This window comes from Acetobacteroides hydrogenigenes, assembly GCF_004340205.1.
GTDB lineage: Bacteria > Bacteroidota > Bacteroidia > Bacteroidales > ZOR0009 > Acetobacteroides > Acetobacteroides hydrogenigenes.
Genome location: NZ_SLWB01000003.1, coordinates 133,005 through 157,165 on the forward strand (window position 1 = coordinate 133,005; position 24,161 = coordinate 157,165).

The 24,161-nt window shown below is 46.6% G+C and carries 26 protein-coding genes; 13 read left to right on the plus strand and 13 right to left on the minus strand.

Annotated elements, in window-relative coordinates; translation table 11 throughout:
- Positions 1 to 307 precede the first annotated feature (307 nt).
- The 4 genes from CLV25_RS04600 (at position 308) to CLV25_RS04615 (ending at position 4,075) form a co-directional block, all read left to right on the plus strand.
- Positions 308 to 751: a hypothetical protein gene (locus tag CLV25_RS04600; RefSeq protein ID WP_131838461.1), complete on the plus strand. Its 444-nt coding sequence runs from the start codon at positions 308 to 310 to the stop codon at positions 749 to 751.
- 14 nt (positions 752 to 765) lie between these two features.
- Positions 766 to 1,566, plus strand: coding sequence for a pyrroline-5-carboxylate reductase (gene proC, locus CLV25_RS04605; RefSeq protein ID WP_131838462.1), 801 nt, complete (start codon positions 766 to 768; stop codon positions 1,564 to 1,566).
- 1 nt (position 1,567) lies between these two features.
- On the plus strand, positions 1,568 to 2,656 hold the full coding sequence (proB, locus tag CLV25_RS04610; protein ID WP_131838463.1) for a glutamate 5-kinase: 1,089 nt from the start codon (positions 1,568 to 1,570) through the stop codon (positions 2,654 to 2,656).
- Between the two features lie 168 nt (positions 2,657 to 2,824).
- Positions 2,825 to 4,075: a glutamate-5-semialdehyde dehydrogenase gene (locus CLV25_RS04615; protein ID WP_131838464.1), complete on the plus strand. Its 1,251-nt coding sequence runs from the start codon at positions 2,825 to 2,827 to the stop codon at positions 4,073 to 4,075.
- A gap of 75 nt (positions 4,076 to 4,150) precedes the next feature.
- Here the strand turns inward: CLV25_RS04615 and CLV25_RS04620 are convergent, their stop codons facing one another.
- Both CLV25_RS04620 and CLV25_RS04625 read right to left on the minus strand, forming a co-directional pair.
- On the minus strand, positions 4,151 to 4,627 hold the full coding sequence (locus tag CLV25_RS04620; protein WP_131838465.1) for a DUF6252 family protein: 477 nt from the start codon (positions 4,625 to 4,627) through the stop codon (positions 4,151 to 4,153).
- Between the two features lie 419 nt (positions 4,628 to 5,046).
- The gene (locus tag CLV25_RS04625; RefSeq protein ID WP_131838466.1) at positions 5,047 to 5,784 is read right to left on the minus strand and encodes a hypothetical protein; all 738 of its coding nucleotides are present in this window, start codon (positions 5,782 to 5,784) and stop codon (positions 5,047 to 5,049) included.
- Positions 5,785 to 5,962: 178 nt separating this feature from the next.
- On the opposite strand from CLV25_RS04625, the gene CLV25_RS04630 reads away from it, so the two are divergent.
- The 6 genes from CLV25_RS04630 (at position 5,963) to CLV25_RS04655 (ending at position 9,726) form a co-directional block, all read left to right on the plus strand.
- Positions 5,963 to 6,187, plus strand: coding sequence for a YtxH domain-containing protein (locus tag CLV25_RS04630; RefSeq protein ID WP_131838467.1), 225 nt, complete (start codon positions 5,963 to 5,965; stop codon positions 6,185 to 6,187).
- A gap of 85 nt (positions 6,188 to 6,272) precedes the next feature.
- Entirely contained in the window at positions 6,273 to 6,626 is a 354-nt protein-coding gene (locus CLV25_RS04635) for a phage holin family protein (RefSeq protein WP_131838468.1), read from the plus strand.
- Positions 6,623 to 7,048 (plus strand): hypothetical protein, encoded by a 426-nt coding sequence (locus tag CLV25_RS04640; RefSeq protein WP_131838469.1) that lies wholly within the window; start codon positions 6,623 to 6,625, stop codon positions 7,046 to 7,048. The genes CLV25_RS04635 and CLV25_RS04640 overlap by 4 nt, the downstream gene beginning before the upstream one ends.
- A 42-nt stretch (positions 7,049 to 7,090) precedes the next feature.
- Positions 7,091 to 7,885 carry a hypothetical protein gene (locus CLV25_RS04645; RefSeq protein ID WP_131838470.1) on the plus strand — a complete coding sequence of 265 codons (795 nt, stop codon included), beginning with the start codon at positions 7,091 to 7,093 and terminating at the stop codon, positions 7,883 to 7,885.
- Between the two features lie 593 nt (positions 7,886 to 8,478).
- Positions 8,479 to 8,838: a VOC family protein gene (locus tag CLV25_RS04650; protein WP_131838471.1), complete on the plus strand. Its 360-nt coding sequence runs from the start codon at positions 8,479 to 8,481 to the stop codon at positions 8,836 to 8,838.
- 78 nt (positions 8,839 to 8,916) lie between these two features.
- Positions 8,917 to 9,726: an AraC family transcriptional regulator gene (locus CLV25_RS04655; protein WP_131838472.1), complete on the plus strand. Its 810-nt coding sequence runs from the start codon at positions 8,917 to 8,919 to the stop codon at positions 9,724 to 9,726.
- A gap of 9 nt (positions 9,727 to 9,735) precedes the next feature.
- Here CLV25_RS04655 and CLV25_RS04660 read toward each other — a convergent pair whose 3' ends face one another.
- From CLV25_RS04660 to msrA, 3 genes are all read right to left on the minus strand, one after another.
- Positions 9,736 to 10,422 carry a 7-carboxy-7-deazaguanine synthase QueE gene (locus tag CLV25_RS04660; protein ID WP_131838473.1) on the minus strand — a complete coding sequence of 229 codons (687 nt, stop codon included), beginning with the start codon at positions 10,420 to 10,422 and terminating at the stop codon, positions 9,736 to 9,738.
- Positions 10,406 to 10,846 carry a 6-pyruvoyl trahydropterin synthase family protein gene (locus CLV25_RS04665; RefSeq protein WP_131838474.1) on the minus strand — a complete coding sequence of 147 codons (441 nt, stop codon included), beginning with the start codon at positions 10,844 to 10,846 and terminating at the stop codon, positions 10,406 to 10,408. The genes CLV25_RS04660 and CLV25_RS04665 overlap by 17 nt, the downstream gene beginning before the upstream one ends.
- A gap of 166 nt (positions 10,847 to 11,012) precedes the next feature.
- On the minus strand, positions 11,013 to 11,567 hold the full coding sequence (gene msrA / locus CLV25_RS04670; protein ID WP_207895587.1) for a peptide-methionine (S)-S-oxide reductase MsrA: 555 nt from the start codon (positions 11,565 to 11,567) through the stop codon (positions 11,013 to 11,015).
- 235 nt (positions 11,568 to 11,802) lie between these two features.
- On the opposite strand from msrA, the gene feoB reads away from it, so the two are divergent.
- Positions 11,803 to 14,322 (plus strand): ferrous iron transport protein B, encoded by a 2,520-nt coding sequence (gene feoB / locus CLV25_RS04675; RefSeq protein WP_131838476.1) that lies wholly within the window; start codon positions 11,803 to 11,805, stop codon positions 14,320 to 14,322.
- A gap of 63 nt (positions 14,323 to 14,385) precedes the next feature.
- Entirely contained in the window at positions 14,386 to 14,577 is a 192-nt protein-coding gene (locus CLV25_RS04680; RefSeq protein WP_131838477.1) for a hypothetical protein, read from the plus strand.
- A gap of 84 nt (positions 14,578 to 14,661) precedes the next feature.
- On the opposite strand, the gene CLV25_RS04685 is transcribed toward CLV25_RS04680, so the two are convergent.
- The 3 genes from CLV25_RS04685 to CLV25_RS04695 all read right to left on the minus strand — a co-directional run bounded on the left by CLV25_RS04685 (position 14,662) and on the right by CLV25_RS04695 (position 16,783).
- Entirely contained in the window at positions 14,662 to 15,447 is a 786-nt protein-coding gene (locus CLV25_RS04685) for a tetratricopeptide repeat protein (RefSeq protein WP_131838478.1), read from the minus strand.
- Positions 15,448 to 15,460: 13 nt separating this feature from the next.
- The gene (locus CLV25_RS04690; protein WP_131838479.1) at positions 15,461 to 16,111 is read right to left on the minus strand and encodes a carotenoid biosynthesis protein; all 651 of its coding nucleotides are present in this window, start codon (positions 16,109 to 16,111) and stop codon (positions 15,461 to 15,463) included.
- A 111-nt stretch (positions 16,112 to 16,222) separates the two neighbouring features.
- The gene (locus CLV25_RS04695) at positions 16,223 to 16,783 is read right to left on the minus strand and encodes a hypothetical protein (protein ID WP_131838480.1); all 561 of its coding nucleotides are present in this window, start codon (positions 16,781 to 16,783) and stop codon (positions 16,223 to 16,225) included.
- A gap of 277 nt (positions 16,784 to 17,060) precedes the next feature.
- Between CLV25_RS04695 and CLV25_RS04700 the strand changes: the two genes are divergently transcribed.
- Complete coding sequence (locus CLV25_RS04700) at positions 17,061 to 19,124, plus strand: S9 family peptidase (protein WP_131838481.1); 2,064 nt, start codon at positions 17,061 to 17,063, stop codon at positions 19,122 to 19,124.
- A gap of 88 nt (positions 19,125 to 19,212) precedes the next feature.
- On the opposite strand, the gene CLV25_RS04705 is transcribed toward CLV25_RS04700, so the two are convergent.
- From CLV25_RS04705 to CLV25_RS04725, 5 genes are all read right to left on the minus strand, one after another.
- A complete protein-coding gene (locus CLV25_RS04705) occupies positions 19,213 to 19,608 on the minus strand; it encodes a hypothetical protein (RefSeq protein WP_131838482.1) in 396 nt (131 codons plus the stop codon).
- 161 nt (positions 19,609 to 19,769) lie between these two features.
- Entirely contained in the window at positions 19,770 to 21,485 is a 1,716-nt protein-coding gene (locus tag CLV25_RS04710) for a PNGase F N-terminal domain-containing protein (protein WP_131838483.1), read from the minus strand.
- Between the two features lie 459 nt (positions 21,486 to 21,944).
- Entirely contained in the window at positions 21,945 to 22,991 is a 1,047-nt protein-coding gene (locus CLV25_RS04715) for a nucleoid-associated protein (protein ID WP_131838484.1), read from the minus strand.
- Between the two features lie 51 nt (positions 22,992 to 23,042).
- The gene (locus CLV25_RS04720) at positions 23,043 to 23,525 is read right to left on the minus strand and encodes a hypothetical protein (RefSeq protein WP_131838485.1); all 483 of its coding nucleotides are present in this window, start codon (positions 23,523 to 23,525) and stop codon (positions 23,043 to 23,045) included.
- On the minus strand, positions 23,515 to 24,132 hold the full coding sequence (locus CLV25_RS04725) for an RNA polymerase sigma factor (RefSeq protein WP_131838486.1): 618 nt from the start codon (positions 24,130 to 24,132) through the stop codon (positions 23,515 to 23,517). The genes CLV25_RS04720 and CLV25_RS04725 overlap by 11 nt, the downstream gene beginning before the upstream one ends.
- Between the last annotated feature and the right edge of the window lie 29 nt (positions 24,133 to 24,161).

Here is a 24,161-nt window from a genome sequence, read left to right on the forward strand (position 1 = left end):
TTTTAAAAGGGGTGTTTAATTAGGGAGTGTTGCTGAAATGAATTGAGTTTTTTATTTGGAATGCCCCTTTAAGTTGAGGGGTGTTGTTAAAGAATAGTAATAAAAATATAGGTGCGGTATCAATTGTAGAATTAGTTTCTATATTGCCCTCGAATCGTGTAGCAATCTTCATGTATGATTAACCATTGTCATCAATATTACCCGGAAAGATTTACACGGCGCTTTTGGCAAAAAGTGCGGTAGCAACCGCACGTACCTACCTCCCCCTAGGTAAATAGACTTTTCATCCTTTATTATTTTTTTCGTTATGGAACTTTGCATTAACCAATCGCTAAGGCGTATTGTGGATTTTGCTGAGATGGGGTCGGTACACACCTCTAAGGCGATATCCAAGGAGCAGAAGGTAAAAGCTCAAGCAGTATCAATAGGAGCCTACTTTGGCATCTTTAACCGCAAGTATAAGATTGAGAGGGTTGGTCTTCCCGAATCGGCTACGCTTAGCCACGAGCAGGCGGGCTCGTTGGCCAATGCGCTAGAGAATGCCTTTAATGCGTTGGGCAAAATTGTGGCGTTTCCTGCAAATTTGCCGTTGCATATGCGCTACACCTTTCTTCGCGATTTGTGGCTCGACGATTCGAAGGCGCTGTACTATTCGCCTAGGATTATTGAACCCTGTACTACCCACGAGCTGGCTTGCCCTTACAAGGGAATTTGCGATCTTTGCCGAAAGTACGATCAAGAGATAGACTAACAAAAATGCGGACTATGAACGAAAAAAAAGTTGCCATTATTGGCGGGGGGAATTTGGGTACGGCTCTTGTTGAGGGGATTCTTCATACTCAAACAATGGCTGCCGAGAACGTGTACATCACTCGGCGGAGAACCCATCTGCTCGACCATCTAAAGGAGAAAAAGGTAAATGTGCTATCGAGCAATGTCGAAGCGGTAGAAGCTTGCGATATCGTTATCCTTGCCATAAAGCCCTACCAGGTGATTGATATTTTGGCTGAGGTAAAAGGCGCTCTTAATCCAGATAAAATTGTGGTGTCGTTTGTTGCCGGAGTAAATATTGCCGAGCTTCAGAAAGCCGCAGGTGCTGATATCCCTGTTTTCAGGGCCATGCCCAACACCGCTATCGCCCTTGGCGAGTCGATGACCTGTATTGCCTTCGATAAGAGATGGAGCGATAAGCAGGATCTTGTTGAGTCGCTGTTTAAAGGTTTAGGTTCTACGGCAATTATTAACGAGGAGCTGATGGCGGCGGCTACGGTGCTGGGATCGTGCGGTATTGCCTATGCGCTTCGCTTTATGCGCGCTGCTACGCAGGGTGGTATCGAGATTGGCTTTAGCGCCGAGATGGCACAGTTTATCACCGCTCAAACCATGAAGGGAGCAAGCGAGCTTATCCTTCGATCGGGGCACCATCCCGAGAGGGAGATCGATAAGGTAACCACACCAATGGGTATTACCATATCGGGACTCAACGAGATGGAGCATCAGGGGTTCAGCTCGTCGCTTATTCAAGGACTTGTTGCATCGTATAAAAAAATAGAGAAAAAGAAGTAGTATGAACGCACGCTATAAACGGGTGGCCGTAAAGGTTGGTAGCAACGTGCTAACGCGAGCCGATAAGATGCTCGATGTGGCACGTATGGCTGCTCTGGTCGACCAGATATCGAGGCTGAAAAAGGAGGGGGTAGAGGTAGTGCTAATTTCGTCGGGGGCTGTAGCGGCAGGCCGCAGCGAGCTGCAACCGGCACGTAAGCTCGACGACGTCTCCTCGCGTCAGCTGTGGTCGGCTATTGGGCAGGTGCGCCTCATCAACCGTTACTACGACCTGTTTCGCGAGTGCGGCATCACCTGTGCGCAGGTGCTTACTACTAAGGAAAACTTTAAGGATCGCAGGCACTACCTCAACATGAAGAACTGCCTGACGACGCTGCTGGAGAACGGTGTCATTCCTATTATCAACGAGAACGACACCATCTCCATTACCGAGCTGATGTTTACCGATAACGATGAGCTTTCGGGGCTTATCGCCTCTATGATGGGGTTCGAAGCACTTGTTATCCTTAGCAACGTCGATGGCATCTACACGGGGCATCCCAGCGAGGCTGGCTCTACGCTTATTCGCGAGGTAAAGGATAACGCCAAAGGGCTGTCGGACTACATCAGCGAAACCAAATCGGAGTTTGGTCGTGGCGGCATGATTACCAAGGCCAGCATTGCCCGCAAGATTGCCAAGCAGGGTATCAACGTGCATATCGCCAACGGCAAGCGCGAGAATGTGCTGGTGGATTTGCTCGATTGCCATAAGGATGTACCGAATACGCACTTTGTTCCCTCTGCTAAGCCATCATCAACCATTAAGAAGTGGCTTGCTCACTCCGAGAGCTTTGCCAAGGGGGCCGTGGTGGTGAACGATGGCGCAAAAGAGGTGCTGCTTTCCGATAAGGCCACCAGCTTGCTGCTTATCGGCATCGATTCGGTGGAGGGGTACTTCAAAAAGGGCGATCTAGTCTCTATTTACGACACTAAGGGCAATCAGCTAGGCGTTGGCAAGGCTCAGTACGACTCGGCCAAAACGCAGGCGCTACTGGGCAGCAAAAAGGCTAAGCCGTTTATCCACTACGACTATCTCTACCTTCCTGAGTAAATAAAATACAGCTGGTAGAGACGCAATTTGCATCTCTTGTTGTTTAACTAAGTAAAAGGGTTGATGCTATGAGCAATTGTTCGTCAGGGGCATTCCCTTCCCAATTTAAGGAGGGGCGTTGCATGAGCTTATAGTTACGATCGGGCCAAGTTATTTTAATCAATCAAAATGAGCAGCATTAAATCGATACTGGAAAATACGAAACGGGCATCGAGAAAGGTGGGCTTTCTTGACGATGCTCTTGTTGGCAGCATCCTGAATGCTGTTGCCGATAGGGCAATTACCCACGCTGATGATATTCTTAAGGCAAACGCCAAAGATGCTTCGGCAATGAGCCCCAACGATCCTAAGTACGACCGTCTGCTGCTTAGCAGGCAGCGCATCGAGGCTATTGCCAATGACCTGAGGAATGTCGCGAACCTACCATCTCCCTTAAATCGTATTCGCGTGCAACGAACGCTTGCCAATGGGCTAAAGCTAACCAAGGTATCGGTGCCGCTAGGGGTTATCGGTGTAATTTTCGAAGCCCGCCCAAATGTTACGTTTGATGTGTTTGCGCTTTGCCTTAAGTCGGGTAACGCTACCGTCCTGAAAGGTGGCTCGGATGCCCATCATTCGAATGCTGCCATTGTGGCTTTGGTAAAGAGTGTTCTTTCAGATTTTGGCGTTGATACGAACATCGTAAACCTGCTACCAATTGATAGGGTTGCTGCTGCCGAGCTGCTTTCTGCAAATGGCTTGGTGGATGTTATTATTCCTCGAGGAAGCCAGACCCTCATCAATTTTGTACGAAAGCACTCGTCAATTCCTATTATCGAAACAGGAGCAGGCATTTGTCACACCTACTTCGAGCGCTCGGGCGATACCACAAGGGGACAAGCCATCATCACCAACGCCAAAACCCGTAGGGTGAGCGTTTGTAATGCGCTCGACTGCCTGATAATTGACAGGGAACGGCTTCCTGATCTGCCAACTCTTTGTGCTAAGCTTGCTGAGAAAAGGGTAACCATATACGCCGATGCCAGAGCCTATGTTGCTCTAGAAGAGAGCTACCCCTCAGAATTACTTCAGCATGCTACCGAGGAGCATTATGGAACGGAGTTTCTGGACTACAAAATGGCCATAAAAACGGTGAATTCGTTCGATGAGGCGCTTGACCATATTGACACCTACAGCTCTAAGCATAGCGAGGCTATCATCTCGGAGAATAAGGATCGAGTAGATCAATTCTTAAAGATGGTGGATGCAGCTGCTGTTTACGCCAACTCATCGACAGCCTTTACCGATGGAGCCCAGTTTGGTCTCGGTGCCGAGATTGGCATCAGCACGCAGAAGCTACATGCCCGAGGCCCTATGGGGTTGGATGAGCTAACCTCGTACAAGTGGATGGTTGAAGGTAGCGGACAGGTGAGAGATTAGTTTGGAAGAAAATAGGATATAAAAAATCGCCGTAATGATTAGTGCATTACGGCGATTTTACTATTTAGTGTATGACTACTGTACGGTAGAGTACGATACGTCGCTAAAGGTTCCTTTGGTTATTTGCCCTATTGCAGCGGCTGAGTTGGTTAGGTTAAACTCAAAAGTTCCTGAAACCCTCTTTTTGTTGGTGTCGAACTTGGTAATAATAACTTTTCCGTTGGAGCTTATAAGGCTTGCCTCCTCGCTGTTCAAAAGAGATGGCTTGTAGACTGCGCCACATTGAGTTTTTAGTAGAAGCGGATTAAGCTCGTAGGTACCTTCCTTATCACCATTTACGGTGATGGTAACTGCTTTACCATCGAGCGATGTGCTGGCAATGGTTAGAACTCCGCCGGTTAGAATACCCTTTGGGGCAATACCAACCCACTCTTGGCTGTCGATGGTAGCGCTTATTGTCGGAATAATTGGAGTTCCATCTTCATTCTTGTCGCAGGAAGTGGCAAAAACTCCAATACAGGCCACAGCAATGGCAAAAAATAGCTTTCTCATAGCATTGTTATTTTTAAAAGTAATAGAATATCAGCCTTAAATAATTCGAAGAATTGCATCCTGTTCCCTTTCAGGATGATTTTGGCCGTTTTACTAGGGTGAAGATAGCAAAAACGAAGAAGCCAGCAGTGGATACTTGTAGATGCTGCAAACCGTAACGGTTAAGCCGTAGGTCTTTTTGTGCGAGCTTAAGTGCTGACGCTAAGTAAAGTTGCTACGGTTTAGATTGAGATGTGGATTGATGATTTTTAGCAATTAAAAGGTTTAATGCAGCAGGCTTGATGATGATAAGAAAATAAATAGGGCTGTTGCACTACTGACAACAGCCCTATTCTAATATTTTTGAAGCATCACTTAAGTTGTTTTGTAGGACATGGTTGTGATACTTGCGTCTTGGTACTTGATTCTTCAGTACAATGCTAGAATGGACAAATACCAACAATAAAGTAGATATTTCCTCTGGCAGGATTTACTACGATAGACCCGTTTACAGGCAGCGTATAGCTGCTGATTTTTACGTCTTGCGATACCTTAAAGCCGAGATTTACCACGTTGGCGTTGTTGTAGTACATGCTCTTATGTGGTGTTCCGCCTACAAAGTAGCTTATGGTTTGTCCGCTGCTAAGCGTGTGCTCGTAGCTAGCCTCGAAGTAGGTTGAGTACTTATTAGAGCCGCTATCGTTAAGATCGGCACCGTACACGATGGTGCTGGCCATAAGCTTTAGAGGAATACTCCCAAACGTGTAGTCGATTGTAGCATCAATAAGGTGCCCTGTTACATTTTTGTCGAAGTTGAAGAAGTGGTGGTTGGCACCATTTTCGGAGGGCATTGGGTTAAAGTAGTCGTATAGGGTGATGCCAAAGTTGCCTAAGCTGTAGCTGGCGTAAAGGTCTACCTCGGCATATTCGTTGTTTATGGTGTAGCATCCCCAAGCTCCCAACGTTAGGTTTTTGATTCCCGAGTATTCGATGGTTGGCTGCATGTTCCAGCTGCGGGTGGTAAGGCCTCCACGCCATGCGTGGCGCGACTTAATTTCGAGTGATAGCGATAGATCTTTCGATTGAGCCTTCGATGTGTCTGCTTCCTCGGCCGGGTTCGCAACCGCAACCTGTGCTGAAAGAGCGGCAAATAAGGCTAATACTTTAATACTTTTCATTTTAAAAAATTTTGCAGCGAATATATATAAAAAAGGGAGCATCGCAAATTCTCGTTCTGCTGTAAATGTACGGCTGGGTGCTTCTGTTATTTAACACATTTATACCAAATATTTTTTTCTAAAACCATCAACCAGCTGTTACTCCTATGTAAAGTTTAATCTTTAAAATCAGTACGATATGACCACAGGAAAAGTTGTACTAGGCGTATTGGCAGGCGTTGCTGTTGGTGCGCTCATCGGCGTATTGTTTGCGCCCGATAAGGGGTGCGAAACCCGCAGGAAGATATCCAAGCGAAGCCACGATTTGGCTGAGGATTTGAAGGAAAGCTTTTCGAGAGTTGTTGACGACATTGCCGGACGACGCGAAAAGGCTAGCAGCGAAGGTGAGGGAGAAACGGCCTAGCGATGGCTAAGCACAACGAACACCTTCGGTTTTTGATGATTTTTGATTACAGGGTAAGCTAAGAGCTTCAATAAAAAGATAGCGTATGGAGGATAAAACAGTACAGGTAGAGTCGCTTATAGAGAAAGCACAGCGGTATGGCCAAACTAGCATTGAGCTGCTTAGGCTTAAGGCTGTGGATAAATCTTCTGAAGCAGTTTCAACGATAGCGAGCGTGTGGGCGGTTGTTGTACCTGTTGTTTTCTCCTCCATACTGCTAAGTATAGGGCTATCCATATGGATTGGAGAGGCCATGGGGAAGTTGTACCTCGGTTTTTTTGTGGTGGCAGGCTTCTTCTTGACAATTGCGCTAACCATTTTTTTATGCCGGATGCGCTGGATTAAACGACCGCTCAAGAACTTTATCATTAGGCAACTTCTTAAAAAATCATCGTCATGAGCAAGGCCGATGCTGCAACACTACTCAAAGACCAGATTTCGAAGCTGGAGGAAAAGCGGGCGGCAGAGCTGGTAGCGCTTAAGGAGGAGTTCTTCCTTACCTACGAAAGCTTAAAGCCGGTAAACATCATACGGAAATCGCTTCGCGATATTCTAGCCTCACAGGAGCTACAGCAGGATGCCTCGGAGGCGCTGCTGATTGTCGTTTCGCGCTTTGTATCCGCAAAAATAGAGGAGGCTACCTCTGCACCACCAAAAACCTTGCTCAAGCAGCTTCTTGGAGCTGCGCTTCAGATGGCGTTTACATCTCTAGTCGCAAAATATTCCGAACACTTGAAAGGCTTGGTTGTTAATCTGCTATCTTTGCTGTCGGGCAAGGAAACCGATTCGAAGGCGAAGAAAGACGATGGCGCGGAAGGCTAGCAAGGGTGCGGCCTTCTATTGTTGAACTAAAACAAATGCAACATGTTTGACGATAGCGAAGATGAGGAAGAGGAATACGAAAGAACCGAATTCGAGGACTGGTTCGATACCTACTTTATGTACTTTCCCGTTGAGCTAAGGGCTACCGGCTACGACGACTTGGAGGTACAGTGCTTCTATACGAACGTATTCTGCAGGATAATGCGGGAGCTTACGCCTCCGATCCGAAAGCTGATGGACAAGCAGTACCCGATCTTCAAAAAGGAAACGAGGAAAACGGTACTGGACGAACTCGACCGGATTGCCGGCTTGGTGGGGCCCTACTTTCTGGTTCGCCTCTACGCGCTGATGTGCGACGACAAGGCGGGGGTGAACCATAGGGAACAATTCACCGATTTCGAGAACCTGATCGACTTCTACGCGCGACCCGATAAGCCGCGAATGCTCGAGGAATCGTTCTTTGACCAGTTCCCCTGGCTAACCGAGGAGCAGAAGCAGCAGATGATCGAGGAGGATCGGCAGGAGGCTCAGGAGGCGTTCGACTGGAAGGAGGGGCGCAAGCGCGATTTCTACGACATCGTTCAGCCCCTAATCTTTAAGTACTACAAGGAAATATTCGACCTAAGCCCTGATGGGCTGATTGTGTACGCGATCCATATTCGCGAGGACTACCAGGACTACATGATGCGGTGCGACCATATTGCCACCTTCATTCAATTCGAGTTTCCCGAAGAAGATCTGCATTTGCCCTACAAGGAGTTTTCCGAAAAGCTGCAGGAGATTTGGGAGAAGCGCCCCGATTTGCGCAACCGGATCTTCGACGATGAGGACGCGTAGCGCTTTGCGATAGCGCATATTTTAGCCCGCTAAAACAAGTCGATGCCCGTAGGTACGCGAACATAGCTAGCGTAAGGGTACACGATTGGAGCGTAGGTTTGCTGCTGCGGGTGTGGAATGGCTAGGTTTACCTAGCTCAAGCATCGGCTAAGGGTGTACCTGTTGGGATTGGGCCTCTTTTCTTGTGCCATTGGGGTTGTGCTCGTAAAGCGGAATCGGAGTAGGGTTGCCGCCAAGAATACGCGGCACGACTAGCAACGGCGGCGGCGTGTTCTGAATTGACATTTTTTGTTCCCTTATAGTCATAAAATAGTTGGAGTATTTTTTTAATACTTAGTTCTCATAATGATGTTTAGTTATAGGGTTGTATGCTGAAATCACTTTATAGTGAGGGGATATATCGGATGAATCGTTGACTGTACTTATAGTTTTTAGTTATCATAGTAATAGCAGCATCTGCAGGATAATCCTTCGAAATAAATCCAATAGCTACAATGCCGTGGTTGCAACATGTCGCAATTTTACAATTTTGCTCGTTTACCCTGGCCTACTTTTGCACCGTAATCGATGTTTAATCTTAAAAAGAAAGAGCAATGGAAAAGCTAGTGACGTGGGTAGACATCCCCGCAGCCGATTTTAAGAGGGCCGTGAAGTTCTACAATGCCGTACTGGGCGTGGAGCTGAAGGTGTTTGAGTGCGGAACCGAGAAGATGGCGTGCTTCCCCTCGGGCGATGGGTCTATTGCGTATGCTCCCGATTTTAATCCATCAAAGGATGGAACTTTGGTAAGCCTTAATACCGGCAACGATTTGGATGGTGCCATCCGGCGAGTGGAGGAGTGCGGTGGCCAGGTTGTTCAGCCTAAAACCAAGATTGAGGTTGAGGGGCGCGGCTACTTTGCTATTTTCATCGATAGCGAAGGAAACCGGGTTGGCCTGTACGGCGATAATTAATTGGCAAAAGGATTACGAGTCGGTTTTGGCTCGTAATCCCATTCAAAAGGTTTAACTTTATCCTCAAACAGCGCTGCGGTGAGCTACTACTTTGCAAAACCATCATATCCGTTATCCCTTTGGGTAAAGCAGTACTGGGCTATTGACGATTGCTTAGCCCAAGGGCAGGTGCATGTTCAGCGCATAGTGCCCAACGGGCTAATGGAGCTGATGTTCTACTTGGGGAATCGGCCGGTAGCGTTGGATCGAAGAAAGCAGCTGTGCGATTGCTCGGTTTTGAGCGGACAGCAAAAAGGGTACTACGACCTTCTGGTATCGGGTCGGGTTTCCATCTTTTCTATCGAATTCCATCCTCACGGGGTAAGCTCGTTTTTTGATATTCCTGCAAGTGAATTTTTTGATCAGAATGTTTCGTTACGGGATCTGGTTAAGGTTGGGGTCGGAGAGCTGGAGTTCGCTTTATATGAGGCTCGCACTTTCGATGAAAAAATTGGTATTGTAGAGCAATTCCTTTTACAGCGGTTGAAGCGGAGCGGTAAGGAGTACGAAACAAAGCGTATGGCCCATTGTATTGCGTTAATTAATCGCGAAAAAGGGCTTGTTGCTATTGATGAGCTATCGTCGATGGCGTGCTTAAGCCGTAAGCAGCTCGAACGAGCATTCTCGGCGTTCATCGGCTCGTCGCCCAAGCAATTTTTGCGAACGGTGCGGTTTCAGAATACCTTGCATCAGAAGCACCAGCATGCAGACCTGTCGCTAACCGAATTGGCCTACAAGTGCGGATATTACGATCAATCGCACATGATAAACGATTACAAGCTGCTATCGGGAAAGACACCTACCCAGTACTTCTCTGAATGTGATCCCTATTCCGACTACTTTTTGTAGGATTTTTATCTACCCAACCACAGGCATACTGTTTGGGTCCAATGCATCGCAGCTGTAGATCTTATGCAGCTGCACCCCGGCGCGGTAGCGCGTAGGGTAGCTCTTTACGGCATTGGTTATGGCATCGTGAATGGCTGTTCCAACCTGATTGGCCTCGGGCTGTAGCCAAATGTCTGGTGCACCCATTCGGAAATCGTTGGTGGTGCAGTGCGAACCTATTTGTTCCCACCAATCCTCGATGGCGGTTGGGCCATCTACCACAATCTTTATTTCGTGGGCCTTTTGTATGTTTTGACGAAGAGGCGGAAGGTTCCACTTGGGGCTAACGGTGATCCAGTCGAACGAGCCGCGGATGTCGAAGGCGCCGCAGGTTTCGAGGTGGGTACGGATGCCAGCCTGCTGTAGGGCTTGAGTTAGCGGAGCTAGGTCGTATATGGTGGGTTCGCCTCCGGTAATAACGGCAAGCGGAGCGCCGCTCTCCTGTACGCGACCAACAAGCTCGTCAACCGTTAGGCGCTGTATGCTTTCGGGCTGATGATCCTTGTGCCAAGTGCCGGGCGAGTCGCACCAGCTGCAGCGTACGGGACAGCCTATGGTGCGGATAAAGAAGGCTGCACGTCCAATATGCGAGCCTTCGCCCTGAAAGGCGTAGAAGGCTTCGTAGATGGGAAGGGTACCGCTAGATGCTTGGCTCATAGGTGGCGCAGTTCTTAGAATCCTCGTAAACGGTAACCTTCGAGCACCAAACGCGCTGGTTGGTTGCTTCGCGAATGAAATCGTTTGCCATGCTGAATACCATTTCGGATATACCCTCGGCTCCGGCAGAGGGCATGAAGCGTACATCGGCCATTCCCTTGGCGTGCATCTCCTCGAAGAAAGATCGTTGAGGGTCGTCGCTATCGATGAGCAGCGTATGGTCGAATAGGTCTTCAATCTGCTGGCGTAGCGGACGAAGGGCTCCAAAATCGAACACAAAGTGTTGCTCGTCGAGTTCCCTTGCGGTAAAGGAGATGTCTATGCGCCAGTTTTCGCCGTGTACGTAGGCGCATCGACCTGCATGGCGCCACTGGCGGTGGGCTGCTTTTAGGTTTTTGTACGTTTTGGTGATGGTATGGCTCATCGTATCAAGTTACACCTCCTGTAGGAGGTTGATTTGGGGGCAAATATAGCGATTAAACTGGGATCGAAAAGTTTGGTTACGTTAAGGAGTTGATTGTAGAAATGCGATGTGCGATTTGCGAAATTGCAATGTGATGATTTAGCCTAATTCATTAACTACTTAAAGGCTATTTCTTCAGCTTTGCCTTAAACACCTTCTCAAACTTTTCGATCTTGGGCACAATTACATACTGACAGTACGCTTGGCTGGGGTTGTTGGCAAAGTACTCCTGATGGTAATCTTCCGCTTTGTAGAACTTGGTAGTTGGCGAGATTTCGGTAACAATGGGGTTGTTCCAAATTTTCTCGGCATCTAGCTTTTGCTTGTAAGCTTCAGCAAGACGCTTTTGCTCTTGGTTATGGAAGAAGATTACCGAACGGTACTGCGTCCCTACATCATTTCCCTGACGGTTTAGGGTGGTAGGATCGTGAGTTTTCCAGAACACCTCTAGCAGCTCGTCGTAGCTGATTAGGGTAGGGTCAAACGTAATTTGTACAACCTCGGCATGTCCTGTTTGGCCGGAGCAAACCTCCTTGTAGGTAGGATTTGTTGTTTTACCTCCCGAGTAGCCACTCTCTACTTTTGTAACACCTTTAAGCTGCGCGAAAATTGCTTCGGCGCACCAAAAACAGCCCTGCCCGAATGTGGCGAACTCGTATTTGTTGGCATCGTTGTCTTTCATAGTAGCGTTATTTGTTGCTGGTGTGCTGCATCCGAGCAGCAGGACTAGCGGGATGAACAGGTTTTGCATATTTTTTTTATCACATAACATATTTCGCTCAGCTTTGTTTGAGAGAAGAAAGTTGAGGACGTTTACAAATTTTGGGTACTGAATCTATTATTGCAAATACCTAAAAGTGGGTATAGGTAAACGCCCTAATGTGGGTACCTTTGTAGTGCAAAATATTATACCGTAAATGAAGTTAAGCGAGCTAAGCACTGGAGAATCGGGTGTAATTACGAAGGTTTCGGGACGAGGAGCCTTCCGTAAGCGCATTACCGAAATGGGGTTTGTGAAGGGGAAAACCGTTAACGTGGTAAAGAATGCACCGCTGCTCGATCCTGTAGAGTATAACATCATGGGGTATGAGGTTTCCCTTCGAAGGAATGAGGCCGCCCTCATTGATGTTATTACCGTAGAAGAGGCAAAGCATACCGTTCTAGACAGCTTTAAGGGCGTTATTACCGAAGATATTCTAAGAGAGAACGCAAATAAGCTGGGGAAGACCATAAACGTAGCGCTGGTAGGTAATCCAAATGCAGGAAAAACATCGGTCTTTAACTTTGCATCGGGTTCGCACGAGCATGTGGGCAACTACTCGGGCGTAACGGTGGAGTATAAGGAGGCGCAGTTTAAGTATAAGGGCTACACCTTCAACATCACCGATTTGCCGGGCACCTATTCGCTATCGGCTTATACGCCCGAAGAGGTGTACGTAAGAAACTACATTGTCGAGAATAATCCTGATGTGATCGTAAACGTAGTGGATGCCTCGAACCTAGAGCGTAACCTGTACCTTACTACTCAGCTTATCGACATGGACCTTAAGGTGGTTGTGGACCTAAACATGTACGATGAACTGGAGCGCAATGGCGATCGTTTCGACTATAAAGCCTTAGGCGAGATGATCGGTATTCCGTTTGTGCCAACCGTAGGCTCGAAGGGGAGGGGTTTAACCCAACTTTACGATACTATCATCAATGTATATACCGACCACGATAAAACCTCTCGACATATACACATAAACTATGGGCACGACGTTGAGGCTGCCATTTGTACCCTGCAGCAGCAGCTCCGACTTCCAGAGAATAGGCATCAGCTTGTTCGCTACTCTACCCGTTTTATTGCCATAAAACTCTTGGATAAGGATAGGGAGGCCCGAAAACTTGTGGCAACATTGTCTAACGGTAGCGAGATAATTGCAATGGCCGATGGGGAGATCAAGAAGTTGGAGAAGCACCTTAACGATGATAGCGAAACCATTATAACCGATGCTAAGTATGCTTTTGTAGCAGGTGCCCTTAAGGAAACCTTTAAGGAGGGGGGACGCCGCAAACGTAAATCAACCGAGGCTATAGATGCCTTTATGACCCACAAGTTTTTTGGGTTTCCAATTTTCTTCTTCTTTATTTGGCTCACCTTTTACGCAACTTTCGCGTTGGGCGAATACCCCAAAGGTTTACTGGAACTGGGCATCGATAAGCTGATGATCCTACTGAACACCTCGATGGCCGAGGGCCCATTTAAGGATTTGCTGGTTAACGGTATAATAAATGGGGTTGGCAACGTAATTGTTTTTCTACCCAATATCCTTATTCTGTTCTTCTTTATTTCGTTGCTCGAGGATACAGGTTACATGGCGCGTGCCGCTTTCATTATGGATAAGCTAATGCATAAGATTGGGCTGCACGGCAAATCGTTTATACCTCTAATCATGGGATTTGGGTGCAACGTGCCTGCAATTATGGCTACTCGTACAATTGAGAGCCGTAGCAACAGGCTGCTTACAATGCTGATATCTCCCCTGATGTCGTGCAGCGCACGCCTTCCTGTTTATATCCTGGTGCTTGGAGCTTTCTTCCCCAACAATGCAGGTACAATGCTTTTTGGCATCTACCTATTAGGCATTGTGCTGGCCATTATCATGGCGCTAATCTTCAAGAAAACGATGTTTAGGCATAAGGACGTACCTTTTGTAATGGAACTGCCTCCCTACCGAATCCCAACGCTTAGGGCAACAACGCGCCATATGTGGTTTAAGGGGTCGCAGTATCTCAAAAAAATGGGAGGTATTATTCTTGTTGCTGTAATTTTTATTTGGGTGCTATCGTACTATCCCCGTGATGTAAGGTATACGAAGGACTATGAGAAGAATATGGTGCTCGTTGAGCAGCAGTTTAAGCAGCAAACGGCATTGCTTGATCCTAATGCAAAGGATTATGTGCTGCTCGCTTCGCAGCGCGATACCCTAATTCGCCATATTGATGCTGAGATGCAGTCGGAAAGGCAGAAGAACTCCTACTTAGGGCGTATTGGAGTTGCCATAGAGCCCGTTATGCGTCCGCTGGGATTTGATTGGAAGATGAGTATTGCACTGCTATCGGCACTTCCTGCCAAGGAAATTGTGGTGAGCACTATGGGGGTAATTTACCAAGTGGAAAATTCGGACGATGGCAATACTTCGTCGCTAATTAGAAAGTTGCAGGACGACCAGTACACAATTGGTCCTCGCAAGGGCGAACGTGTATTCTCGCAACCTGTAGCGCTATCATTCCTTGTGTTTGTGCTCATCTACTTCCCCTGTGTGGCTGTGGTGGCAGCGCTAAAAAAGGAGTCGGGAAGCTGGCGATGGGCTCTATTCACGATATTTTACACAACTGCGCTGGCATGGGTGGTGTCATTCATTGTGTACAACGTGGCTAAGATGGTTTTATAAGACGCAAGATGAAAGAGTCAAGATTATTGGGGCTCTCAAATAAGAAGTTAAAATCTAAAAAGCATGAACGAGCAAATCCAAATCATACTCACGTGGCTAACAGTTTTAGGTGCTGCTGCTTATACGGTAGTGGTGCTGGTTCGTCTCTTTACCAAAAAGCCTCAGGATGGCTGTACCAGCCATGGATGCCCCAGCTGCGGCATCAAGAATGAGCTTAAAGAAAGTTACGCTCGAAAGATTAAGACAGAGAAATAGATGAGGACGAATTCTGATGGCTCAATATGCTAAGTGATTCCAATTTCTTATCTTTTTCTACCATCGTGTAATCAAAGAACTATCTTAATGGGGGCGTGCTTCTTCAATTTTCTTTTGGAGCTTAGGCATTAACTCTTGTTTGATCCACTTAAAGTTTGGGGCAATGGTTAGGATCTTGTTGTAGGTTTGTTGGGCTGCGGTATACTGCTTAATATTAATTTGGCAGTAGGCTAGGTTGATGTAGGCGTTTAGGTAGTTCCACGAGCAGCTGTTGTTGCCTCGTTTTTCGAGAAGCGCAATTGCTTTAAGGTAGGTGCGAAGAGCAAGATTTGGATCGCCACCAAAGAGTTTAGGGGTGTAGAGCAGCGCGTTGGCCTGATCGAGTAGAACCCAAGGATTATTAGGGGCAAGCCTTACTGCTTGCTGTATTAACTGCTGACATTTTACGCCTAAAGTGACCGCCTTAATGGGATGTATGGCCATTCTATATCCTAAAAATGAGGAGTGTATGGAGATTGCTTCAGCGTCTTTGGGGTGGCGGTTACGGTAGCTGTTTAGGTAGAGAAAAGCCCTATCGAGCATTGCTGTTGCTTGATCATTTTGCTCCTTGTTCAGCGCGTAGGGAATGTATCCGTAGTAGCTACGAATAATTTCAATCAGTAGTTCATCTGCTTTGTTTTTAGCGTAGTGGTTTTCCATTACCTCTAATGTTGAGTACCACTTATGCATTGCTCCCTCTACGTAGCTGTGGTAGATTTTGCAGCGGTATTCGTCAACAGAAAGGGGAACTTGTGCCTTTGCCGAACTGCAATGCGCCAATATTACTGTTGAGATTAGAATTACTGCATGGCTGAACCTTTTTCTGCCCATGTTTATCATTCTCTTATGCCCTAATGGCGATAAAAATGATGTTGAGCAGCAAGAAAAAGACCATCTGCATAACAAAAAGAGGAACTGCGACGCTATTGGTAATACTAGAACGGGTGCGACGTATTAGCTGCAAAAAGAGCATTCCTAGCAGAAACCATACAACATAGTTCTGAAAAGGAACATCGTTATTCTTAAATTGCCATAGGCCTAAGCGTGATGCCGAGGGTTCGAGCATGATGTCGAAAAGAACCATTAGTCCTGCAGATGCTGTAAGACGGCGGTTGTTGAGAGGCAGCATGCTGGTTGCTAGAAAAGCCATGTAGGCAACCATTGCCCATCCAACTGAAACTAACAACGGAACACCAAATATTTTTGGACCTAATCTTTCTCCAAAGGTGTAGTAGCCAAAGATGGAGCCTGAGTTAACCCCAATTGCCTCCACTACCCATCCCATAATGCCGACTATAGTAAGGGCTAAAATTATACGTTTACGGTTACCCTTGTGGTAGAGTACTAGCAGTAAGGCACAAATTAGTAAAATTAGGATTGGAAACCAGCCGAATGAAACCTTACTGTGGAGAAGAGGAATGGCAACAAGGCCTCCTGTAAGGGTTAACGCTACAAGGACAAGTAGGGGGATGCGGAGTTTGTCGAGGTTATGCATCGGCTTTTTAATGTTAGTTTCGTACAAGTATGAATACTAATTCATATTTGAATTAAAAGTCGGCGCAAGGTACTAAAAAGTGCTTAAAAGAATAATATGCTGCAAATCCCTTCAAAAATTAACTCCACTTTTTTTAGAAAGAAAGATATTGCTGGCAATTTGCCATTTGTAGCTGCTTCCCGGATTAAAATGAAATGCTGTTTTCTTTAACCTTGGGTATACTCTTAGGGCGTATAATGAGCATGGGAATCCTTTTTTGAGTAGGATATTGCTTCGTTTTAGTATGTCAACCGTGTATATCAGATTGATGTATGGAGGTTCGGCAGTCTTAATTACATCTCTAAATTCGTAGAAAATTTTTTCGTATACCAGACAAACATCATCCCGTTCGAGCAGCTTAATCATTATACCTTCAAACGTTTTTAGCATGTTAAAGTTAATGCTGTTGTTGAGGTATAGCTTGCTAACCATATTGAGGTAACTTAAGGCTTCGATTATTGTATCCCTATCTATTTGGATGGAATTTACAAAGTCTACCTCGTTAAGGATATGATGTTTCTGTATGCCCATCATGTTGATAAGAGAAGCACTACTAGCCTGTATCCAGTATATGCGTAGGAACAAGTAGATGGATAAAATCGTTATTAATGTCTGAATTGTGGATATACTCATCGTTTGGACTGATATAATTGTGAATTAAAATAGTGCATCAACAATTCGAACAGCAAGTGGACGGTGTTAAATAGAACTGTGCACTTGCATCTTTATGCATAAAGCAAAAACAGATCAAAGCAGCGGAGGTCCTATACTGTACTATTGAAGCCATAAAATCAGTCTAAGCAGGCTGCTTTTTCATTGTACATCTCGTATTATTTTTTTAAGTAATTGCTGGTAAACCTGCTATTCTAATCGTTATCTTCACCCCATCAAACCATAAAAAACGTAGCTGATGAAGCTTTTTAGTACAACGCTCTGCCTGATGATGGCTTTTACTGCTCTAATGGGGCAGGAGAGATCCAACGTAATAGGGCCTAAGGATGTTAAGTTCTCCAGCGACCGCCTCACTCCCGAAGTGCTTTGGTCGTTGGGTCGCTTAGGCGAATACACGGTATCGCCCGATGGGAAAAAGATAGCCTACACCGTTTCGTACTACGATGTGGCGCAGAACAAGGGTAATGCCGATATCTACATAATGGATATCGAAGGGAAGAATCAGCACCGCCTAACTCAAACTCCACAAGGAGAAAATAGCCTTGCTTGGAAGGCCGATGGTGCTAAACTTGCCTTCCTTCGTGGAGGTAGGCTTTATGAGATGGACGTAAATTCGATGGCAGAGGCGCCTGTAACGGATGAGGGAACGGATATCTCGGGCTACATCTATTCGCCAAAGGGCAATAAAATACTCTTTGCAATAGAAACCAAAGTGGATAAAACGACGCAGGAGGTTTACACAGACCTTCCAAAAGCCGATGCAATGATCTTTGACCAGCTGATGTACCGTCACTGGGATACCTGGGAGGATGGGCTATACAGCCATATTTATGTTGCCGATTACAACAACGGTAAGGCGTCGAACCTAAAGGATATTATGCTTGGCGAGCGTTGGGATAGCCCTCTTAAGCCTTTTGGTGGGATGGAAGAAGTTACATGGAATGCTGATGGTACCGCTATAGCCTACACCTGCGTGAAGAAGGTGGGCAAGGAGCGCTCGTTAACTACCAATTCCGATATTTACTTGTATAATGTGGCTAGCGGCATTACTACCAACCTAACCGAGGGTATGATGGGCTACGATAAGAGTCCACGCTTTTCGCCCGATGGCAAGAAGGTGGCTTGGCTGAGCATGGAGCGCGATGGATTCGAGGCCGACCAGAATCGCATTATGGTGATGGACTTGGCTTCGGGTAAAAAGACCAACATGTTTGAGAATTGGACCTACAGCGCCGAAAATCTGCAATGGGATAAAACCTCAAAGAGCATCTTCTTTACCGCTTACGTGCAGGCCACTTCGCAGGTGCATAAGCTCGATGTGGAGAAAGTTTCGATTGCGGCAATCACCTCTGGCGACTACGACTATCACGGTTGTGCTCTAGGTAACGGTGTGGTGGTCACAGACCGCACCCAGCTTATTGCTCCTGCCGATATCTACTCGGTGAACCTAAAAAGCGGCGCAGTAACGCAGCTTACCGCTATTAATAAGGGGATTCTCGATCAGCTTACCCTTCCAACCTTCGAAAAGCGTTGGATTAATACGACTGATGGTAAAAAGATGCTTACCTGGGTGGTGTTGCCTCCAAAGTTCGATGGTTCTAAGTCGTATCCCGGAATACTTTACTGTCAAGGAGGACCTCAGTCGCCCGTTAGCCAAAACTTCAGCTACCGATGGAACTTTGCGCTAATGGCTTCGCAGGGCTACGTAGTTATCCTTCCTAACCGTCGTGGTACTACCGGAATGGGACAGGAGTGGACCAATCAAATTAGTCACGATCATGGTGGACAGGAAATGCGCGATCTTTTTGCTGCCGTTGATTCGGTAAAGAAGGAGCCTTGGCTCGACGAGAACCGTATCGGATGCGTTGGCCCAAGTTACGGAGGATACACTACCTACTGGATGGCCGGTAACCACAACAAGCGCTTTAAGGCTTTCGTTGCGCACTGCGGTGTGTTCAACTCTGAGATGGAGTACATTACCACCGACGAACTTTTCTTCGATAACTGGGAGATGGGAGGCCCATCGTGGGAGGTTAACAATGCAGTTGCGCAGAAGAGCTACGCACAGTCACCTCATCGTTTTGTGCAAAATTGGGATACGCCAATCCTAATTTTCCACGGGGGACGCGATTTCCGTATTCCGTATACTCAGGGTATGGCTGCTTTTAATGCTGCTCAGCTCATGAATGTGCCATCTAAGCTGGTGCTTCTTCCTAACGAGAACCACTGGGTGCTAAAACCTCAGAATGGCATTTTTTGGCAGCGCGAATTCTACGGATGGCTGGATAAGTGGCTTAAGTAGAATTCATCTGTTAGGCCTTAGGCTAACGTCAGGAAACGAAAAAAGTGCGGGCAAGGCTCGCGCTTTTTTTCGTTTGGTCGTTATCGTTCTATTTGGTAAGGATAAAGGTTCTGCTTACCTGATAGTTTCCATCTTTGTGAAAATGGTCGATTATTAGCTCGTTGTTGCTGGAGTAGCGGATGGTGTAAGGAAGTATCAGCCCGGTGCCTTCTTCGTTAAACGTAATGATTTCGTCCTTTTGGGTGTACGTGTACTGGTAGACCGTGTTCATCATATTTAGGGTTGCTGTTCTGTCACTACGGATGGTAAGATGTCCGGCATCCCAGTAATCGGGGCATCGCTGAAGTTCATCTCCGTTCTTCTCTGTTTGAGTGAACCGTTGGATGTTCCAATCGCCTACAATGTTTGGGGTGAAGTTTTCTTTGCTGCATCCGAGAAGTGAAACGGATAGGATTAGGAAAAGAATTCGTAAAGTTGATTTCATATAAGAAAGGTTTGTTTTAAGCGTGCAAAGATATGCGTGATATTTGATTTGTGGACAAATAGTGGAACCTTGTCATCTTATTAGTGGCAATAGCGCATTTTGCAATAAAAGCGGCCTGAAGAATCTACTTCTTCAGGCCGCTTTGTTTATTCTTGTTTCAGCTACTCCATTTCTCCAATTAGAATACCCGAAATGCACCATGAACTGGAACTGGTTCCCTCGTTTGGCCCAAGAGGAATGTAAACCGATATCTCGTTTGTGCCTTCCTTTAGGTTGCCAACCGGAATGAATACCGGATTGGTGAGCGTTCCTGGGCACCATCCCGAGCGGCTTAGGTCGGATGACGAGAGTCCATTCCAGAAGTTTCCGGAGGCAGGGTTAAACGAGCGGTGGGTTCCGCAATCAGTTCTCCATGGGGTAAATCGGTAGAGAGACTGTCCGTTCAGGAAGATCTCGTTTTGTTTCATCACGAACTCGTCGCCGTTTCCCCATCCTCCATGACCTGTGGTGATGTAGCGAAGGGTAACATTCTTTACGCCCTTAGGCGCGTTAAAGCGGACGCTAAGCGTATCCTTGTCGAACATTCTTCCATAGTTTTGCCCGCCCATTTCCATTACGTTAATGGTGGCAAATAGCGGGTAGATCCATACCTTGCTGGCCGTTTCGGGCTTCTTTTCCTTTTCGTTTAGATGGTATTTTAGGCGAAGCGAGAGTTTGTGGCCTCCTGCATCGTAGTTGCCTATAAAGGCGCCAATCCATACTTCACCATCTAGCTTAGGAAGGAGTTCAGTGATATCCTGCTTGTAGTGTGCCGAATCTTGCCAAACGGTGCCTTCTACCTGGCGGAAGGTGTTGAAATGGCCAACACCAAATGGGGTAAAGAAGCGTACCAACTCGATAATGGGCGAGTACTCTTCGGTGGCAACCACGCCTTGAAACTTAACGCCGTGCTTATCGGTGTAAACAGGAATGGTGTTGATGCCTTTTTGAATACCATCTAGGAACGACTGCTTCTTGTCCTGTGGGATGATGAAGATTGATCCGGTACGGTCGTAGGCGTCACCGTTAGAGCGCTGGGAGACTTCGGCAAACACGTTTGCATCGGCCGGAACCTTAGGCAGTTTTACTTTACGGATGATGAGCGTTCCGCCTGCATAGCGGTAGGTGTGGTCGAGAAGGTTGCTGTTTTCTGGATTCTTAATGCCATCCTTAAAGCAGATCTGCTCGTCGCGGAATACCTCAACCGTTTTCACGAAGCTTCCGGCAACCATTGCGCTGTACTTCTTGTCGGTTACTTCAGTGCCAAGCGTTGCTGGTATTATAGCTGTAGGGGCATCCTTTTTCTTTAGAATTTCAATTCGATCGGCAACGGTAATAGCATTGCCATTGCGTACAATCTTTAGTACGAGGCCATCAACATAAAGGCCTGGTTGTGGAGTTCCCTTTAGCTCGGTGTTGTCGGCAATAAAAATTTCGATGGTGTTCGAAAAGACGCTGGCCTTGTACTTCTTGCAGGTATACCCCAGAATTTTTTCGGTAGCGCCTGTTGGCTCGAACTTGGGCAGGCCTTCAAAACTTCTTGCGGTGTAGATCTGCTCTCCGGTGTAAAGGTTTGCAACTCTAATAATCCGCTTCCCGTTGTAGTCGATGTAGGTTGCCTCGTCGGGTACCTCCTTTATCTGTTCTTGGGCAGGCTTTTGTCCTTTAATCAGCACCTCATTGTTGGAGATGATTACCTCGGTAAACGGCCCTTTTTGTTCTTGACCATTGTAGATGGCCTTGTAGTAAACCTTTACCGCCTTTGCAGGAGCGGTATCCTTGGCATGCGCGGAGCCCAACAGTAGGACGGCGGCGCATAGGGTGATTAGCTTCTTCATGAGTTTGAATAATAATAGTGCCCAAAGATAAAGATTGCCCTGAACTATTCCATATCCCGAAACTTAATGTTGTTCGGATAGGTACTTCGTTTTATGGGGGATGTTCTACCAGTTTTGTTCTAGAGCAATAAGGAGGTTCGAAAAACGGAAACTTATATCGATTTCGTTAAGGGTTATATCGATTAGGTCGTAGCTTATATCGATTTCATTAAAGGCTATGCTGATTTCCCCGTGGCTTTTATCCTTTATGCTAAGGCGTATGTAGATTTCCTTACGATCTATATCGATTTAGCCGTAGCGTATTCCCTTTTCCTTACACCTTATGCCTGCAACCATTAAGCAAAACGTCATGTGGCTGATGGTTGTACTCATCTTCCCGATGACGTTTGTATGATGCTATCCTTGGCTCCGCTCGGCAACCAAGAGGAACTGAAATCCGGTGCCCGAACGAAGTTGTGGCTAATTCTCGTCGTTGTAGAAGAGCTTGTAGAACTTCATTCCCTTCTCGTCGTCGTAGCCCTTGTCTACCAGCTCGCGGTCGCCGTGGATGTATATGTGGAAGTTCTTGTCGAGCTTAATTACGCTCTTAAAGTTCTTTTGCATCTTCTTGGCCACATCGGAGGCAATGCTAAACTCCTCCTTAAAAGCCACCTGGTTCATGGTTTCGTACTTATCCTTATATTCCCTGAACGCCTCGATGATCTCGGGCTGCTGCATCACCTCGGCCTCAAACACCTCCTCCTTAAACACCTCGTTGGTCTTAAAGAACTCGGCCGTTTTGTTGAGCATTACCACCTGGTCGGCGCGGTCAACCTCATTTTCCGTGTTGAAAACCTCTTTCACGAAGCCCTTGCACACCTCCATGTAGCCGCGCGTTTGGTAGTAGCTGTCTTCGCGCGGTTTGATGCGCAGGAAGGCTTCCTTCCAGTACACCGCCTCGCTGTTGCGGTTGGTATTGTCGATGGCGCACACCTTAAAGCCATCCTCGCGCTCGGTGTTGAATATCAGGCAGCCCTTATCGAGCTTGTTGATGTTGATTCCATTCTCGCTGCCGAGGTCGAGCCCATCGGCGCCCTGGTTTACCTTCAGGAAGGTCTCCTTGTTCTCCGACTTAAAGATGCCGATGGCGTCGCACACCTCCGACTCGACGATGATATCCTTAACCAGCGCCACATACAGTTCTCCTTCTTTAATATTAGGGTGGTCCGACATCTCGTAGAGGTGCTTGGCAATGGCCTCGCTCATGGCAAAGAACTGCTTCTCGTCGTCGAAGATGTTGGCGCAGTAGGTGTACACCTCGTTGAGGTTGACATCGGTGGGGTGGGTGAAGTTGAAGAAGGCATCACCCTTAAACGGGGAGAAGAAGAAGTGCATCAGCATGCCACTTAGCGCCTCGTCAAAGTTTTCTATCTCCTTTTGCGATAGTACAAGCGTCATATCCGACACCTTGTTGCCTACCCTGTGAACGATCAGCCGTTGCAGGGTCGATTCTGCGATTTGTATCATTGCGTAACCATTTTTGCTTTAAAGAAGAGATGTTGCATTCCCCTGAACTTTCTACTTTGTTCCCTGCTCTTTTGACGATTCATAGGAGGATTGTTCTTTTTTTTCCAAACGAGCGGGGAGGGTGTCTTTTCGCTCGAGTCGGAATGGGGCTATAGCATCTTCCTCGATTATTGTAGGAGTTGGCTTTATGCCCCTCTCAATAAAAAAGAAAGGGATAGAAAGGAGCGCTACAATTGTTAATAGGGTAATTATACGTATTCTAATTTTATGCTTTAGGCCTCTTTTCTCTGGCATAAAATCTAATGGACGAACGACCTGTAGGTTGCGCTTTACCTCTTCGAGGTCGCTGTTCAACTTGGTTAGATCTACTTCAACAAGGCCCTCGTAGGCAATGGAGCAGAGAGGACAACCTGCGATATGCTCTTTTAAAAGCATTTGTTCATCTACCGATAGCAATCCTTTCCTCAGCAGCTCAAACGCTTCCGAAGTAAGGCATCCCGATGCCGAAAAGAGGTTGTGGTGGTTATTCTTCATCGTTTTCTATGAGTAGTTTGCGGAGATTTCGTTTCCCATTTTGGATGTGGCTCTTCACCTCGTTGAGCGAGAATCCGGTAATGTCTGCAATTTCTTTGTATGATTTATCGTCGAGATACATCAGGTTTATGCAGATGCTTTGCTGGCTTGACAGCTTGTCAATGCATCGGAGTAGTTCCGATACATGATTTTCCATTTCATCGTTTTCGTTCTTTTGCCCAATCTCTTCTTCGTAAAGTTTCAGTAGAACATATGAGCTGTTTTCTGCAGTAAGTTCCTTGGTCTCTACCTGTTTTTTTCGGATTTGCATTAGGCAGTAGTTCTTAGCAACAACAAAGAGCCACGACTTTAGATTTCGTACGCTGTGGTTGCCTAAGTCTGTAAAGATCTTTTCGAAGATTGACTGTACGGCATCTTTGCTCTCTTCTGTGTTCTTGAGGTACTTATAGCATAAACCGTAAAGGATGTAGGAGTAGCGATTGAAGATCTCGTTAATAATTTCGTTATACGTTTGATCGTTTAGCAGGGCAATAAGTTCCTCGTCAGATAGTTGTGATAGGCTCTGACGTTTGGTTTCGGAGTGCTTATATGCTTTTCGTAGGAACAATCGAAATTATTTTAAGGCAAAGCTAAAAA